Here is a 20,710-nt window from a genome sequence, read left to right on the forward strand (position 1 = left end):
TTATTTATTCAACAACAATTTCATCTTCATCAGCCGATTTAATTGTCGTAACTACTCTATTTTCAATCATCATTTCCCAAGGATAACGATAGAAATCTTGATGATAATTACCCACCATATTTTTACCAAATGGTACATCGAAATCATCAAACGCAGTCTTATAACTCATCCAGTCTGTCAATGGAATGCGTTGTGAATAAACATAATAATTATCGCCTAAATCAAGCAAGTTGCCTTTACTAAATTGAACTCTACTATAAGCAAAATTCATACTTGCCCAACGACCATCATTATAGTCAGAACGCCAAATCCGTAATGCATTTCTTGGATTATTAATATTTGTATCAATCCAATAATAGTTATTATATCCTTGTGTAATCTGTGGATTAAAGCCGTAGACTTTTGAAGTTGTTACTCCATTACTGAATACCGCCTGATCTAATACATAGAGTTTAGGTAAAGTGAACGGTTCTGCATTCGCTTTAATATATCCTGTATTAGTCCATAATCTGCTTATTACAACTCCATTACCTTGATTTGGCACAATATTACGGATTGTAAAGTCATTTATTGCACGATCTGCTGTTGCACCATCTGGCGTAATAACAAGATTAGCTTTTACTAATGGTCGTTGAGTAATGTTATCAATGGATACATTTTGTGCTTTTGTGTTTAAGATTCGGCCAATTTCCATATTACGAATTAACATCGCTTTTTCTGGATTTGCTAATGACCATTCCATCACATCACCATTTGCATATTCAAAATATGCATTACCATCTTGTAATGTAACCTTATTGATACCTGCAGCATCAGCTTTATACAAACTGATATCGCCTCTACCAAGGTGTTCAATTGTAATATTACCTTGTTCTGCTTTCAAGAATGCACGATCGCCATTTTCCTCACGATGACTATCTTTAATATCACCTACACCAGTTAAACGAAGTGTAATATCACCTGTCTTAGCAGTTGCGTGAATATCTTCTGTTGTCGGATTATTGCCAGCAAAGAGAATATTGCCGTTGTGTGCATTAATTGCAATATCTTTATCAGCATCAATATCCTGACGAAGAATGACAGAACCTGTATTTTGTGCATTGGCCGCAATACTACGTTTTGAGCGAACTTTACCATTAAAGATAATGTCACCTTGTTTAATGGTATCAGCAAGAATATCTTGATCCGCCACAACATTACCTTCAAACTCAATGTCACCATCTATTGCAGTACGAGCTGTCACATCATTTTCCGCTGTTACATCACCTTGCATATGAATGTCGCCTGTTTGTGAAGCAGTTGCCACATTATGTCCTGCATCAACACTACCACCAACATCAATATTACCGCTATTAGTTGTTAAACGAACATCTTGTAATTCGGCAGTAATATCATTACCTGAAGTAATCGCCCCCTCACCAGTAGATTCTGCGATAACATTACGTTTTGCACGAACTTTACCTTTTAAGGAAATATTTCCATTAACGGTATTTGCCATAATGTTGTTAGCCGCCGTTACAGCACCAGTAACACCAATATCACCATCTTTGGTTGCTGCATTCACATCGTGACCAGCTTCTGCATTACCAGTTACCGTAATTGGTCCAGTGACGGTCTTCGCAGTGATGTCGTGATCTGCAGTTGCATTACCTTCCACATTGATTGCGCCAGTCTCGGTCTTCGCTGCAATATCTTGAGCCGCTTTTGCATTACCATTCACTGCAATCGCACCAGCTTTTGTAGTTAAAGCAATATTGTTATTGATTGCAGTCACATCTTTTTCAATCGTGATATCACCTTTTTCTGTCGTGGTCGCGATCACGTCATTTGTCGCTGTGACTGTACCACCAAAGGTAATTGCTCCATCTTTCGATTCTGCGTTCACATCGTGACCAGCTTCTGCATTACCAGTTACCGTAATTGGTCCAGTGACGGTCTTCGCAGTGATGTCGTGATCTGCAGTTGCATTACCTTCCACATTGATTGCGCCAGTGACGGTCTTCGCAACAATGTCATTACCAGCATCAGCATTACCTTTGACGGTAATCGCACCTTCTTTTGTGGTTAATACAATATTGCGATTCGTTGCAGTCACATCTTTAGCAAGCGTAATGTCACCTTTTTCTATCGTGGTCGCTATCACGTCATTTGTCGCTGTGACTGAACCATTAAAGCTAATTGCACCATCTTTCGATTCAGCCTTCACATCGTGACCAGCTTGTGCATTACCAGTTACCGTAATTGCTCCAATTTCAGTCTTCGCAGTGATATCACGTCCAGCATCTGCATTACCTTCTACATTAATTGCACCAGTCTCAGTCTTCGCTGCAATATCTTGACCTGCTTTTGCATTACCATTCACTGCAATCGCACCAGCTTTTGTAGTTAATACAACATTATGATTGGTTGCAGTCACATCTTTAGCAAGCGTAATGTTACCGTTTTCTGTTGTGGTTGTAGTTGTGGTTGCGATCACGTCATTTTTCGCTGTGACTGTACCACCAAAGGTAATTGCTCCATCTTTCGATTCTGCGTTCACATCGTGACCAGCTTCTGCATTACCAGTTACCGTAATTGCTCCAGTTTCAGTATTCGCTGTGATGTCGTGATCTGCAGTTGCATTACCTTCTACATTGATTGCGCCGGTGACGGTCTTCGCAACAATGTCATTACCAGCATCAGCATTACCTTTGATGGTAATCGCACCTTCTTTAGTGGTTAATGCAATATTGCGATTAGTTGCGGTCACATCTTTTTCAAGCGTAATATTGCCTTTTTCTGTCGTTGCAGCAATTACATCATTTTCTGCCGTAACTGTACCTTTAAAGGCAATTGCTCCGTTTTTCGACTCTGCATTTACATCGTGACCAGCTTGTGCATTACCAGTAACGGTAATTGCTCCAGTTTCAGTCTTCGCTGTGATGTCGTGATCTGCAGTTGCATTACCTTCCACATTGATTGCGCCAGTGATGGTCTTCGCTGCAATATCTTGCCCCGCTTTCGCATTGCCTTTCACTACAATCGCACCAGTTGTTGTAGTTAAAGCAATATTGTTATTGGTTGCAATCACATCACCACCTAAAGTAATGGTACCTGTTTGTGTATTTGCAGTTACAGATTGACCAGCAGTCACTGCACCCGTTGTAGAAATATCACCTTGACCATCAACGGTTAACACAACATTTTCTTTTTCTGCTGTGACTGCACCGCCAACAGTAATATCACCTGCTCCAGTACGAGCAGTTACAGATGTACCACCTGTGACATTACCGCCAAGATTAATAATTCCACCTGCAGTTTCAGCGACAACTGAGGTTCCACCAGTAATTTCACCCGTTGTAGAAATGTCACCTTGACCATCAACGGTTAACGCAACATTTTCTTTTTCAGCGGTGACTGCACCACCAACAGTAATATTACCTGCCTCTGTATGAGCAGTTACAGATGTACCGCCTGTGACTGCACCACCTAATTTGATAATACCTGTACCCTTATTTGTCACGTCAACATATGTGCCAGCATTAATCGTACCTGTATTTTCAATACCGTTAATTGCTGTCATTGTTACACTTTGATTTTCAGAACGGATGTTATCACTATTATTAATTGCTCCCTTACTATCAAGAGAAACTTTGTCTTGTGCATCAATAGCAGCTGAACTTGTAATATTGTTAGCAGCAATAAGGATAATACGTCCCTCACGTCCAGTAGTGATACCTCCTCCGCTATTCTTCACTGTGTTCGCAATTAAATCCTTATCTACAACAATCTCACCTGTCTTATTCTCAATAACGATATTACCCATCACAGGTTTAGCAATCGATGCTTTGAAAGTATCTGCACTCGTAATCACATTGATACTACCGTTAAAGTGTTCACCTTTGTCATACACATTCGCAATGAGATTGTTAATAAAGTGTTTACCTTTATTGAATTCAATACCATCAGCACTTACTGCCTCGACAGTTTCTGTTGTGATCTTCGCATTTGCTTTATCGGTAATACCTGCTTTTTTAGAGGTTAATGCTAAAGAAGTTTCTGCATTGACATTACCTACAATAACAATCGCTTTTTCTGCGGTTAATGCTGCCTTCTTAACCTTAATGGTCTTGATATTTTCGTTAGCATCTTTCTCATCACCAACTTGTAGATCTCCCTTACTCTCTGCTGATAAATTCTCCGCAGTAATGTTGCCTAAATATAAAGAACCATCTGCTTGTTTACCTAAAACACCGAGTAAATAAACATTATTAGCCCCTTCAATATTGATAGGCGATTCTTTATTGGCGAGTACACGCAATGCGGTATCTGGTGTACCCACATCAGTATGATCGACCTTGATAAATAACCCTTCTTTCGCATTGATATAACCAATCGCATCCTCGCCAGCTTCAGAACGAACACCGCTCCAGCTATCAATTACAAATTGATTTTCTAATACGGCAGAACGGAAAGTTAATGGGTTACTACCTATATGCTTAATATAAGCATTTAAACCACGTACAGCCTCTACCATATCAGAGATATTCACCACCATCGGTTTTTCTTTAGTTGCAACATCTCCTTTTCCAGCTTCAATTAAGAGTGTTTTTGCAGTAAGGTTTGTTGTATCTGGGTTGTTAGCAACATTTTTCACACCAGTCTTACCAAGAATACGGATATCACCCTGACCTGCATCAATAGTATTAATACCTAAAACATTATTATTTCCGTTTTCGCTCTTAGGACGAGCAGCAATATAGGTATGAGCCGTATCCACATTACGTGCAAAAGTGATACTTCCTAACTCTTCCGTAGTCGTTCCGTCACTATTCTGAGTAGTTTTCGTGGTCGTATAGATACCTAATGGCAATTTACTATGAAGCTCATATGCGATAACTCTAGTTTTTACCTTATCTTCTAGCTGTCCTGTCTTTTGATTTAGCTCTTTGACTGTATATTTCTCTGTAATAACATTAACATCAGAAACCTCGGCATTAGCCAATAAGCTCATTTGTGTAAAACGATCTGGATTTTCTGGATTGACTAAATCCGCCACATTGATCCGTACCACATCGTTATCATCCAAGTGTTGACCAATACCACCACCTGACAAGACAATGTTATGCCCGACGATATTCGCTTGTTTCGCTTGTGTATCAGAAGAAGTATTACCATCTTGCTTGTTATACATCGCATCACTGATCGCATTAAGCAACATATCCTTAGTCCATTTGTATTCAGGGTTATCTGTTGCTGCTTTTAAGTCTAAATATTCTTTTGACTGATGAAGTGCATTGATAAAGGTTGCTGTTACATTATCAGCTTCAGCAACATTAGCAGATTTCGCTTGTGTTAATAGATCACTTAATTTGACATTACTATCACTCAATACATCTGTTAAACGATTAGAAAGTGTCTCGTAGCTATTCCATAACTGATACGCTGCATTGATATTCGCATTTTCTGCCGCAGCATCACCTTCTGTTGTAAGTGCTGTTAACGCATCACCACGACGTAAACCATATTGACGAATATCATCTGCTGAAATTGCTTCATTAACATCAATTGTGGTTGAAGTCTTTTCTGCTTTTGCTTGATTAATGCGTGCAGTCAAGAGTGCTCCCAAACCACTATTATCATCACCACTAACAGCAGCACCAACTATATCTTGATAAAGATCAACTTTCGCTTTTTGGAGTTTATCGTCATTTAAGCCATCTGTAATACGATTGCGATAAAAAGAATCCAAATCATTTTTTGCCGCTTTGCGTTGTGTCTCATCAGAAATATTCTTGATCGCAGCTTGACGAGCTGTATAAAGTATATCAACAAGTTTAACTGCTTCTTTCTCAAACAAGACATTTAACTCATCTTGTTTCGCTGCAAGTTTGTCTTCCCACGCCTTACGAGCCTGCTCAGAATCCAATAGAACTGCCTGTTGAGCAGCACTTTTTGCACGAGCTTTGAGTTCTTTAAGCTCTTGATTATAAGATTTTTTCACTGCATCTGTAGCATCTTCTGCTGGGGCATTTGCTTCAAGTGTTTGTACTTTCGTCGCTAAATCTTTCGCTAACTGACGAGCTTCTTCAATACGAGAATTTAAGCTCACATATTGCGTAAAGCTATCTTCCATACTTTGGGTATAACGAGCAAAATCTTGTTCGAGTTTCTCTTTATACGCACCTTTGTATGTCCAGACTGGTTGACCATTTTCATCAACATTACTACCTTGACGAATACCTTCAATTAAACCAGCATCAATCCAGCGTTTAATCAATACTTCTGTCGGGAGATTATTTTGTACAACCTTACTTGATAACGCATCTACAAAACGTCCTTTTGGTGCATCTAGCACAATATTACCATTTGCTATTATCGTGCCAATACGCATATCACCACTAATCTGTTTTAAGTAGATATTATCTTTCGCATTTGCATTAATACTTGCTGCTTGTGGATTATCAGATGCAGCTTGTTGTCCTGCTTCAATATTAAGAAGATTATCGGCTGTACCAATAGAACCATTGCGACTGATTAAATCAATACGTTGTCCTTTCACTTTTGCATCACTTTCTGCGGTAATAGAGCCATCCGCACTAAGCGATACAATGCTGCCACGACTTGCATTGGTAGTGTTATAGCTCATTCCTGAAGACTCTAGATTTTTAATTTTCACATTACCATAGTAAGGGGTATTATCACCTCGACGGAAAGCTTTTTGTACATCAACATCAATTCCACCAGAATTTGTTTTCAAATCTAAGGTAACAGTATCATCACGCATTGATCCTTTTAAGACAGAAGCCGCTTGTACCTTAATATTTTGAATACCTTTATCTGCGATAATCTTAATATTATTGGCAGTAATCTTCGTACCAGCACTTTGTTCTACTAATCCTTTAGCTGCATTAATATTGAGAGTCGCTGCATTACCTGCATCGTTCTTAATATCGCCACCTAAATAAACAAGACTGCTCTTATCACTATTGATAGTGATAGAACCATTTGTTTCACCAATAAAACTAACTGGAATAGGTTTATCCGCCTTCACAGAATAGAAATAGGTTTCACGTGATCCTGTTGTCGTTTTCCAACGCCAATAAACATCTTTATAGAAGCCAAATAAACCATGACGATGTGTCCATGTATCATCATTCGGATCTGTTCGGCTTGAACTAAGTAATACGCTACTCGCATCTAATTGAACATTTGCTGCATTCGGATCTTTTGCCAAAAATACGCCTTCAGGTAACTTAGAATCTGTATTATTACCAACTGGTGATTCTGATACAATCTCCTTGCTATTTTCTAGCGTTGCTAAACTATCTAATGTATATGCTCCCCACCATGAAAGCTCTTTCTTATATACATAAATATTACTGGTTGTTCTATCAATACCTTCTGTCCAGTAATAGCGGATATCTTTACTAATCGGCGTATAATTAATCGCCTCATTCACTTTCGTAGATGAAGTAATCTTTCCGCTCTTATCTACGTTTTCAAGATAAGTGCCAGTTTCACTCTTACGATAACGAATAGATTGCGATTTTTTCGCTTCTACATCTACATCCGTAATTTCTAGAATACCTTCCCGTTGGTTATTTTGAATTCGACCAAGTTCGAGTGTTTTATTCGTGTCATTAGTAATCGTGATTTTTGCTCCACCACTAGCAACACGAATTTCACCACCACCTGTATTGAGAATCTGACCACTGAGATGGATCTGACCACCCTTAACATCAATATCACTGATAGTAATTTTACGTTGGTTCTCTGGTGCATCTTTATTATAGTAAGCTTGTACTTCATAGACGTATTTTGTCTTACCACCGCCTAAGTCAATTAATCTAGCTCGATTACCATCATTGATCTTATATAGTCCAGGTGTCGTTGATGCAGACGCATTACGTAATTTCTCATCATTCACAGAAACAACATACTCATCAAAGCCACTCTGTACTAAACCATTAAGATTCAACATCGCCGCAGAAAGATAAATTTCACCACCTGCGATAGTTGAGCCACTAGCACCTAAATCTTCAAGTGCTTTTTGTTGTAACGCTGCTGTCGCTTTCCAATCCACTGACTTACTGTTATTGAGTTGTTCTGTAGCCAGTTGAATATCAGCATCTAATTTTCGATTAATCTCATCTTTTTGTGCTGCTAACTTCTCTTTAAGCGATTTAATAGCCACAATAGCATTGTTAATCTGTGCAATTTTAGCATTCTTTCTCTCTATACTCTGATTCCAAAGATTTCGTGCTCCTAGGGCAGTTTGTACATTCGTAGTAATCAACATAGCAATGCCTAGTGGCACAGAACCATCCGCACTATATAATCGCGTCATAATATTCTCTAAAGACAATATCTCATTAAATGAAAGAATATTATTTATTTCATTTTTTAGATTGTTATTTGAACCTGCAAATGACAATGCTGAATTTTTGTGCATATCGAAATTTCGTTGATACATCTGAATATCTGTATCGTCCTGCATTACAGAATCTGTTGCAAATTTGTTTATCGCTAGATCCAGTTTGGCTACTTGATCGACTAAATAGCGTTGGCTCTCGATAATCGCTTCTGCTGTCTTAAAGCGTGTAAAATCATCTTGACTGTTGAGATTAGTTTTCAATGTTTCGGCAAATTGTTTTGCATTTGCCACAGCATCTGCATTTGCATATTGTGTAAAGAAGTTAAATAATACATTTTGGCTTATAAGCTTATTATCACCTAGATAAAAACTAGCATCTAATGCACCTGGTTGGCTAAGTTGAGTTGTACTATTATCTGGATTAATCACGCGAGAAAGCGGCAACGCAGAAAGACTTGCTAATAGATTTAACTGTGTCTGTGGATTAGACCAGCTTCGCTTAATAGCTTGTTGTATTTCTGATGAAGAGATAACATACTTTTTCCCAAATCCTAATGGCAGCTTAGCCATTAGAATACTCTTCTGATACCTTGCTTTAAAGTTATTATCAAGAGAAGAAATGATGCTTGATCCTATATTCTTAAGGCTAGCCATGTCTAAATCGCCTAATTGCTCTAATTCTATTTGTTTTAGCAAATACTTATATGAATTACTAAAATTAGAACTCTTAGAAACCTTCATAGCCCACTCAACTAAAGTTGTTGCTTTTGACAGAAAATCATTCGAAGAAAGATTAAATAAATCAAAGGAGAACATTACATCTGTATAAGGTTTTGCTTCGTTCTTAATACTATCCCCATATTTATTAATAAAGGCTGCAATTGCCTCATCTGTTACCTTCTTAAGTTCAGGGTTGCTATTCGTATTCTGCTTAGCATCGGATTTAACCGCTCCATCACCTTCTTTTCTTGAAATATTAATCTGCTCTTTAAGAGGTTTTACGACATCTGAGTATTGATATTCTGGTGTCGCCCCTGCACTAAATAAACCATCAAAATAACTTTGGGCTATTGTGCCTTTTGCTTTGAGATTTACTGATTTACCAGCGACAGAAACACCACTGATGAGCAAATCTCCTTGACTGTCAATATTAACATCGCCAAGCGGGTTATCGATATTGCCAATAATTTCGACACTACTGATAGTTGGCATTTTATCTGTCTGATTATGATTGCTTGCACTCCGAACTTCATATTCAGCATTCTGATGATTATTTATAATAGTAATCCCTGTAGCATTTTGATCTGTAGCAGGGTTTTCTGACGCCACACCATTAATATAGATAAGACCACCTGAATTACCGATAGCAAGTGATTTCACTCGTAGGTAGTTATTTGAATTATTTGTCACAGAAATACTTGGACTACTGTTAGCAGTGATATTATTCTGACCAGTCACCGTATCGGTTTCGATATAAGCATTACCGCCACTGACATAGATCGGATTCACTGTTGCGATATTCAACATCAACCCAGCATCCTGAGTTCCTTGTTCAGAGAGAATTGGACGAATAGCTCCGCCCTCTGCTTGGACCGCAAAACCACGACTAAGCATTTCCCGTAAAACACGTTCACGATCTTGTTTATAACCTGTATACGCAATTAAGGCTTTACCTGAATCAGGCGGTACACCACCATAAGCAGCGATGAGCTTATCTAACTCTTTAAGTTGGTCATATAACGTTGTAGCGTAGTTTTCTTTACTAAAAGTAACATACTTTCTCGCTTTCTCCGCCTCTAATGGCTTACCATTAATCGTCACTGTTGCGGTATATGGCTTCGCTATATTATCAATGAATTCATAAGCTGTATCAGGTAATTGTAATCCTGTAATATTGATATTGACATTATTGCCATCTCCTGCAACGAGCTTGCCTGATTTAATAGTTACCGTATTATTTGGTTTACGATCCGCAAAATTTACCTTACCTTCGGCATTACCTAGATAATCACGTTGTTCATCCTTACCACCATCAACCCAGCGATAGGTTGAAGTGGCTTTCTTGATGGAAGTATCACCGCCTTTGGCATAGAAGTAGATATCTCGTGATGCTTTCGCTCCTTCTGTTCCTAAACTAAGCTCAACATTGTTATTTTCGTTGATATTTAGGTTGATGCTAGGTGATGTACTGACTGGAATAGCTGTGTAGTTATACGCCATCGCACCTAAATCCATTGTAAGCGAAGAACCACGACCCGCATCAAAGTATAAATCACCGCTACTCTTAACATTACCGTTAATATTAATCTTATTGGTACGAGTGACTTCATTATTCGATCTAGAACTAATCACTGCACCTAAACCAGCAGGAATTGTTGCATCTGAGAGAGAAGTAAGATTAAGTATATCTTTGCTATTAAAGACAATGCTATCGTTTAATGTACCCTGATTAATAAATGAAGCTGTTGAGCTACTTGTCTTTGGAGCGATAACATTTTCAATAACCGTTGTGTTGTTAGATTTTGCTACTTGAACGCCAAGTACAGAAACAGCTGTTGCCTTAACACGGTTAGTAAGGTTGGCATTAGTCAATGCGTTATAATGTTGCGAACCTTCAGTTTGAATAACAACACCATTACCCGTATTAATAGCCGTACTTTTACGCACATCTGCCTTACTAATAGGCACACTAACCCCAGCGATAGCAAACACTTCACCCTCAACAGTATAGTGATATTTCTGACCAGTGAAGATGTCGTTAATCGCATTTAGTGTCACACTACGAGCGTTAATTTTGGTTGAATCATTGATATCAATCTCGCTCTTACCTTTCATCTCATTTGTTGCAAGGGTGGCACCACCAACCGCTGCGCCAACTTTAGTAGAAGAAGAATGTAGATCTGCAGTATCTTTTTGGTTAGCTGTAATGGTCAAATCACCTAAGACTGTCCACTCACCAGAAAGCGATGCTTTTGTATTGGTGTTTTGCTCATTTTCTGCTAATGCCGCAACTGGTGAAATATCAAGCAAGGCCCCGCCGTCTCCATTAGCAAGACTATCCGCAGTTGAACGCCCTTGAGCTAAAAGAATAAGGTTCTTCACATAGTTGGCGTTATTATTTACATCTTTTGCCACACCTTTAGCATTCACAGTAATCTTATCTTCAGCAAGCGTTTTACCTGTGCTATTACTGGTCGCAAAGGTAAGTGCTACATTGAGTGATCCCACATCTACACTACGATTGATATTATTTAAACCTTGTATAGTAAGTGCTGTGCCTGGATTCTCTTCACTAAAGGCACGGTAGAAACCACTTCCGATTGTAGTTGTTGTCTTCGTCTTAGTTTCTGCCGAAGCAACATTAACCCCAAACGAAGCATTACCGAGAGAAGCTCCTCGTAAATAAACATTTACATCAGCAGATTTCGCTTCTTTATCTTCATTAGTCGTTGCATTTTCATCTGCAGAGTGCCCTGTTTCTGCTACAAAACGGAGTGTATCGGCTGTAAATTTATTGTTATCTGCTACAGTAAGACTTGTTTCACCTTCTGCATAACCAACTGCACGAGAAACTTGTCCTGAATAGAAACCAGCTGCATCACTACCCGCATTGACATTCACAACAGGAGTGTTGCTTGCTTTAAAGAGCATATTTGCACCAGCAAAGCTATATTTGGATCCCTCAATATTGATGCTAGAAACGCCCTTATCACGAGCTTCAGCATCAATACCATAGCCACTAACAAAACCAACTGCCCCGCCGATAACATCTGCCGACACAGAATTATCTTTAATCGAACGAATATTTAAATTCGCAGTGTTCACATGGTGAGTATCCGTACTATTAAAGTGTACGCCGACATTACTATTATTGTTTGCTTTGGCAATGATAGCCCCAACACCAACAGAACCTGCCGCTAAACCACGTGCAGAAATTGCTGTAACAGAATTATCAAAGGATTGGATTGTAGTATCACCAGTAGAATCAATATTGGTATCGACGATATCAATAAAGACCTTGCTATTACGATTCACTTCGCCATACGCCGCACCAATAGCTAACGCACCAGCTGAACCTTGATAAAGTCCGAGTGTATCATCTTTATTATCGGTAGCATTAACCAATACGTTATTGGCTGTTAAGTTCGCTGATTTTAGCTGTACTTCCGTGCTGTTGCTCTTATTGAGAATACCAATAGAAGCATCAAATGAAGCTCCTCCAACGCTACCACTACCACCATACATTGATGTATCATTCTTTGATTCTGTTGCAATGATACTTAAAATTTTCGATGCAGTAAGAGTTGTACTATCAACGGTAACTTTAGTACCTGATACCTCATCTTTCTCGCCTTTCGAGAATTGTTGATCTTTTTCTAGCTTATCGTTAACCTCATCTAAATTTTTATTAATATCTTTATAATTAGCATCAGACAGATCAGAGTTAATATTGGTCACCATAATATTGGCACCTGCGGCAATACCACCAGCCGATCCATTGACCACAACTTGTGAAATATCCCGTTCATTTTCTGCTTTGAGAGTTAAATTGTCATCACGAGCATTGAGTGTTCCACCTTCGGTATTCACTTTAACTTGATCATTAAAGGTACTCACAGCAACACTGACCCCTGCACCAACAAGACCACCACCAAGATTACCACCGTGCGTTGAGATAGTGGAGCTATTATGAGCGTTTGCTGCAATGCTACCGCTATTGATAGTATTATTATTTAAGGTAATATTGACCTTTTGCTTCATATTGTTGACCATCACTGAACCAGCGACACCAACTCCACCCACACCAGCAGACGCAATATCCATTTGCACTTCACTATTATGGTCGGCTTTAATTTCGGTATTGTTTTCACCTTCAAAGGTGTTATCTGAAACATTTGCAGAAACAGTAGAGTTTTGTTTAAGAACATTAACTGTTAAGCCCTGACCTGTAATTGCACCACCACCAACGGTAGCATTACCTGAATAGATACCATCTTGATGAGTCGCATTAGCTAATAAGCTACGATAGACTAAATTGAGATGATTGAGATCAATTGTTGTTTGACTGCTAAGTTTATTCACTACAGTATTGGCACTAGTACCTACACCACCAGCCCCTATTGCTACAGAGACATCAAAGTTTGATAACGCTTGACGTGCGTCTGCAAGAACAACTATATCATCCGCTTTGCTTTCAGTAGTTGGGCGCGTGTCATTTTCAAAATAAGCCTTAGTCGTCCGTTCAACCGCATTTGTATCTGCGGTCAAACCAACGGCAGCAACACCACTACCAGCAAGTGTTCCAACAAAGCCAGCTGCATTCGTATAATCTGCTGCACGTACATAAATATCTGCAGCTGGATGATCATAATGCCATGTACGGGTAAGTTTTTTAGTTTCTTGATCTTCTGTGATGGTCAAGAGTTCAAGATCTTTATTAATTGTACTATTGCGGATACCAGCATTCGTTTCACCTTTAATAAGGTTCACATTTACCGTACCAGCAACAGACACACTACCTGCTACCCCTGCTGTAAAGAGAGATGAAGAAATCGAATGGGTTGCAGAACTATCAACAACCAAACCACTCTTATAGGCAACATTACGATTACGTTTAAGTAGAGTACCGCTAAATGTATCTTCACTGATCGCAGAACTAATAAAACCTGCATCGTTAATACCATTATTTACTTCAATTAAACTATCTTCTCCTAATGCTGTAATCGTACTGTTATCCACAGTCGCATTTGATTTACCTGTAATACTGTTGACAATAACACTCGCTCCCACTGCTGCAGAACCACCAGCAGCAATCGCACCTGCATAATTCTCAATAACATCATCACTTTGTGTAACTACACCAACAGATCCTGTTGCTGTAATATTTGCACCACTAATTGCACTAATCGTATTGTTATTGATGATATTGGTACCAAAAGAGCCAGCAACACCTGCTCCTTGTCCTGCGCCGACACCAGCTGCAAATGAGAGAATACCTGCATCTGCATTAGATTTTAAAGACAATGAATTAAGATCATATGTACCACCTGTTACGGCAGTTCTAGTGTCCTCATTTATACGATTGACATTGATCGCAATACCTCCCGCAACAGATTCTGCAGAAACTGCTGCACCGACAGCAAAACCATTAACAGAAGCATTATTTGTCGCTGCTAAAGTGACACTTGCTTTTTTATCCTCACTATTACTACTATCTTTATTGGAAATATTACTATACTCTAGTGTTGATTCGACGCTTTTATTTACTATGGTTGCAGAACCAACCCCTTGTAATGCAACTGAACTAGTAGATATTGCAACCCCAGCCGCTACCGTAGAAAGTGACGCTCTATCTTCAGCAGTCAAATTAATTAAGGCTTGCGGTCTTGTTGTCACAGTCATCCACTTAAATTGAGCACCTACTTTTTGTGAAGCTGTTTCATTATTGCTAATAAATCCACCCAAATTATTTATTGCAACAGCGCCACCTAGAGCCAAGCCAGCAGACCCAGTAATTCCACCTGCAACAACAACAGATTTTGATGAATCTATTGCATTCGCAGTAATAATGTTTGCATTGTTAATGGTACTACCACTAAATAATACCGTTGTATCATTTGAGCCTTCATTAACAGCAAAAGAACCATTAATTGAAATATCTTTAGACGCAGAAACTCCCGCCGCTACCGCAATAGCTTTAGCAGAATTCATTGCTGTAGCATTGACAGCTACTCCTTGATCTGCTTGACGAGCTTGGAGTGTTGCAGTTTCAGTCACCTCAACTTTAGAGGCGTTATCCATATCATGATAAACCAAGGTTAAACCAACTGCTGCACCACTACTAGCCGCTACACTGGCTTGACCTGCTATACCAATAGTTCTTGACTCATTATTTGAACTTAACGAAATACTATCTGCCGTAAGTGTACCACCTTCTACTTTTGTAGTAGCTTGGTTAGCAACATCACTCCAATCAATAGATCCTGCTGCTGCAAACTTGCCACCTTTTCCTCTTGAAACTGCACCACCTGCTGCAAATGACACAAGTAATGATTTTGTTTCAGAGTCTGTTGTAATGGCATTAGCAGTAATAGTCGCTTTATTGAAATCAACAGACATTTTATTTGTAATATCACTGACAGCTATACCTGCTCCACCAGCACCACCACTTCCTTTGGCTAAGCTAATCGCAATCGCTCCAACAACAACGGTATTACCACGATCACTTTCTTTATTCGCATTAATGTAAGCATTTTCCGCTTCACTACGTTTTTGATCGTTGCTAGTCTCTTCTTCCGTTTTACTGTCTGTTTTTTGTTCTTTATTACGATAATCATCACCAGAAGCATCAACACCTGCATCTTCAAGGCTCTTGATATAAGCAGCTTTTCTCGTTTCTGCCCCAACAACCTCTTTAGTATCTTTTGCTGAAGCCTCAACAACATCTGCAACAATTCTTGTATTTTTAATGAAAGTATTCGCTTCATTATTTAAGGCGTTATAAGCAACTGCACCTTGTAGCGATATGCCACTGCCACCAGATGAAGAAGATGATGCCACACCTGCTCCAACACTTACTTGCGTTGTTCCTAATACACTTTGTATGCCTACAGAACTGATATTTCGATAGGATCCCCCATAGATGCCACTATTAAGTGTATTATCAAGATTACTCACAACAATAGAAGCACCAACGGCGGCAGCATTACCGCCTTTTGATTTTGCTTTTGTTATACTTAATCCACCTGTCACATCAATATCTTTATTTATCGCCTTAACAGTAATGCTATTTGTTTTCTTCGGCACAACAGGAATTGGTTGATCTTTAGTTGGCTCAACAGGATCATAGCTTGCATCATTGTTGACATGAGAGTTCACCATCATTGCAGACGTTTGGCTACTTTGTAGATTAACAGAAGCTGCCACTGATGCACCAAATGAGAAACCATCTTTAGCTTTTGCAGAAGCAATACCTAGCCCAGCTGCAACAACGATACCATCTTTTAATGCAGTAACACTGATGTCATCTGCGTGATTGATTTTACTTTCATAAACTGAACTCATCACATCACGTTTTAGACTATTTACCGCAACCGATCCCCCTACACCAACAGAAGAACTAGATTGTTTTGCTTTACTCAAGGCAGCAGAACCTGTCCATGCTCCAATAAAGACCTCATCTGTAGAGGATACATTCACTGTATTCTTGTAATTAGTTTTTTGATCATCTGAAACAGATGCTGGGGTATGATTAATCTTGGCTTTATGAATAAAGGCAGAAGTTTGTCCACCAATAATATTCACTCCAATACTACCTGCCGCAGCTATTTGATTTTTAGCAGATTGCTTCGTACTTTCTTTGTTTGTATCATTCAATGCATCACTTTGCATGGTGCCTTTTTTAGCATCAGATTCATTTCTATGTGCATCATCAGCACCACCATTAAGAGGTGATGATTCATCGGATCCTGCTTTCGTGATTTTATTGATATTCGAACCAGAGCCATTACCTGACATTGTTTCATCAATCTTATCTAACCCTGTACCAATAGTGTTACCTGAAGCGGCTAAATCAAACAATGCACTGAAGCTTTCAATGAACTGAGCCCCTTGCTCACCAATTTTTAAATCCATACCTTTTGCAAGATCAATAGGGTTAGTCGATCCTGCTTCACCTGGTGAATTTGCATTTTGGTTTCCACTCTGCTCAGGTGTTTTTTTCTTAGGTGGCGGTGTATCTTCACTTGAAACTACAGCAATACCAACTGTATTAATGATACCTTCTGCATTGCTTTGGATATCTACACTACCAACGTTAATTCCACCTTCTATCGTTACTGTATCACTACCTAATTTGGTTTTATCATCATCACTCAAACGTCCAAATACGACATTTCTAGCTGCATTTTCGTGAATTTGTGCATTTTTAACTTCATCATCAATATCTGTATTACTACTTTCCGTTTCACTTGGAGATAAAATATCTAAATCAATAACACCAGCTAACGTATTCACATCATACAAACCTAATGCAATGCCCACACCTACTGAATAACCATCTCCACCTTGACCACCTAAAGTAGCATTAGTATTAATTACCTTGTTATGTGCTTTGATATTCGCTTTTGTTAATGGAAAATCTGTCGCTCTCGTTGTTGTGGTGGTAGTTTCTTTACCTTCTGTATTAGATGGAATAATAAGAGAAGACTCACTAATAGTCGCTTCATCATCCACGAGTACAAGTGCATTATTAGAACCACGACCTATGGCTAGCATACCATTAATACCACCGTCTCCCGCTTTGGCAGCAGCAAAAACTAAATTTGCATTAATAGACTTATTAGTAGATAACAAATCAATGTTTCGAGCGCTAAGAGATACTCCTTCAGCAACAAGGACTAAACTATTATTATTCACATTTGAATAAACAATATTCCCACCAATCCCCTTCGCCGATGATTTTACAAGAGGTAAAATCCCTGCGTTACCTATAAAACTTGTCTCTTGTGATAGAGTATTACTACTAACTTTTAAGGATTCGTCAGCATAAATCTTAGCTGTTTTCCCAAGAAGGATATTGCTTGAGTTATCCATATCCGTCACGGCAATAGAGGCAGAAAAACCTGCTTTTTTATCTTTTTGTTTAGTCCCATCACCAACCTCTGCTCGCACACCATGATTCGAAATATTTTGATAAGCTGCTGCCGTTGTAAGAATCCTATAGATAGCAATAATTGACCCCATCGCTTTTTCAAATTCTGTTGGGGTTTCTGTATTTTTAGCTTGTGTCATTAAACGTTCTAAATCACTTACCTTTAAGTTTCCTTTATCAAGGATACTAAGTAACTTCTCAAGATCGGCTTGACTTAAATCTTCTGGATTAACAGTTTTGTCGTCTTTGGATATTTGATCAAGAAATTCCTTCACAGCAGCTGCTGTCTGCCCATCAGTACCATTAAGTTTTAATTCACTTACCCAATCATCAGTGGTCAAAAAGGATTGAATAGGTTCGACTATCTTTGCAAAAAGTCTCTTATAACGAACATAAGGAACTTCAGTTGAACTATTAATGGAGATATTTGTGCCTTGGATATTCTTAACACTACTATCATCACCTTCAATCAATACCTTACTATTATTAGTGATATCTGAAATGGATAATGCTACGCCACCTGCAATCTTCGTTTTCGACCCCTCAAGACCATTATTTACACTTGTATAAGAAGAAAATAAATGGTCTTGAATATCTGTTTTTGAATAGATATTGACATCTTTTGCTGATTGAATATGTGCATTTTTTTGTACAATAACATTAGATACGTTATTTTGTGCTGCGTATTGAATACCCACAGCAAAACTATCTTCTTCACCTAGTTTTTGAAGAACCTCAGTTATTTTACTGCCAGCTGCACTCTTGTTTTTTAATTGTGTAAAAATCTTCTGCCCAAATTTCTTGAGTTTATTATCATCTTTTGTGGCGTTTTTTGGATTAAAAAATTTAGAAATAGGCTCCCACAATAAACGTTCTGGCATACTCCAGCCCAACTGATTATTAGAACTCACTTCATTTTCAAGAAACGTATTTGTTGCACCAATATCAATCTTACCAGCTGCTTTGATATCCTTATTAATATCTACCTTAGCAGAACTATCATAATTACTGATGTTCAGACCTAAAATAGCAAGAGTTTCATCATCGGCACGGACTTTTTCATTCGCTCTAAATGAGTTTTGTGCATTTGCTGAAATTACAACGCTATCTTTGTAAGAATTTTGCAGAGGTTTCTTCTCTTCATAATTCATATCAGCTGTATTCTGAATTTCAACAGAAGCATGATTTTTAATATCCGTAAATAATAAACCTAATTGAAATGTAGGAGCATTGCCCGCCTTTATAGTGTAGTTAATGCTATTTGCAGATAATGAAGCTCTCACATCTGTATTTGCATTAATACCTAACTTATTGACTGCATTTAATTTTCCAGAAACTATAACTTCTGCTTGATTATCTAAGTTATATACCATCAGTGCTGTATCAGGCACCGGTGTCATAATATTAATAAATTTAAGAATAGATGTTTCAATATCAATATTCGTGTTTACTGTTGAAAGGGCATTGATATTCAGATCATGCTCAGCTTTTAACACTGCACTGCTTTGAATATCTACTTTAGCCTTATTGATTATATTTGTTCTGTTGACATCAATGCCTGCTGCAACATTCCCTATACCAGTTAAAACAAACTCTTCTACAGTCTGTGTGGCATCTGAGAAGTTAGGGTATAAAAATGGATCTTCATACGTTACTTCCGTATTCGCTCTAACATTCACATCAGACCCAAATACTTTACCTGCAATTGTGACATCTGCTGTCGTCTCAGTTTGTGATTCTTTTACTGTTTTTGCTCCAGCTTTAATTGATATGTCACCATGTGAAGTTGAAAGTACTGCTGTTTTATCTATATTAATATTCGCTTTTGTTTGAACTCGACTACTAACAGAAGTTGAATTAGATGACGAAGCTGGGTTTGTATTATCTGCAAAAGCCTCCAAAACAATATCCCCACTACTATTTTGGGTGGCAACTAACTCTCCGCTTTCACCTGCTTTTTGTGCCGCATTTAATGTAACAATATGACTGAATACTTCTTGATTAGCGCTATTTTTAAGACTAGAAACACCTGCTCGCACTTTTCCTGAAACGTTAATACTTTTACCCGCTCTTAACGTTACATTACTTTTAGCATTAACTTGTCCATCAATCGTAATGTCCCCGCTTGAACTCAATTTAACTTGAGTCGGATCCTTGACAATATCCTTAATATCATCATTGGTAGTTGGTAAGGTTGCCGGCGTTAAAACAGTTAATGAACCAGCATTAATTACCCCTGTACTGGTGACCGCCATTCCATCTCTACTTAAGAAAAAGAGGTCGCCATCCACTGTACCGTTTTTAATGGCATTTACTGCCCCTGCAATCTTAATTCTACTATCGACAAGATTAACCAGTTTATTAACTTTTTGTCCATTATTATCAGTTTTCTGAAAGTGCATATTAACAACTTGCTTGTCTGCCACATTAAAACTGGTAAATTTATTCACACCAATATTATCAATCGCATCTTGTGCATAAACTGTTGTAACACCATTCCCAGTAGTTACAGTTCCATTAAATTTTGTATCTTTTACCGTAATATTTTGTGCGATTTCATCCGCCCAAGATACTCCCGGTATAAACGCCAAACCAGAGGTGATTGCAACAAGTAATTTCAATGCTAATGAAGATTGAGCTGTTAATCTGATATTTCTTGAAAATCTATTAGTACGTTTCATAATCATTGCCTCTTAGTATGG

At 38.4% G+C, this 20,710-nt stretch carries 1 protein-coding gene; it reads right to left on the bottom strand.

Features of this window, described 5'->3' with window-relative positions; translation table 11 throughout:
- Positions 1-4: 4 nt before the first annotated feature.
- Positions 5-20,689, bottom strand: a complete 20,685-nt coding sequence (locus ACFFHT_RS10760; RefSeq protein WP_382376099.1) for a hypothetical protein — start codon at positions 20,687-20,689, stop codon at positions 5-7.
- Between the last annotated feature and the right edge of the window lie 21 nt (positions 20,690-20,710).

It is taken from the genome of Gallibacterium melopsittaci, from assembly GCF_042433085.1.
GTDB lineage: Bacteria > Pseudomonadota > Gammaproteobacteria > Enterobacterales > Pasteurellaceae > Gallibacterium > Gallibacterium melopsittaci.

Bases quoted from the DNA above. Each gene is read 5' to 3' on its own strand.
- ACFFHT_RS10760 (WP_382376099.1), bottom strand. From the start codon at position 20,689: ATGAAACGTACTAATAGATTTTCAAGAAATATCAGATTAACAGCTCAA.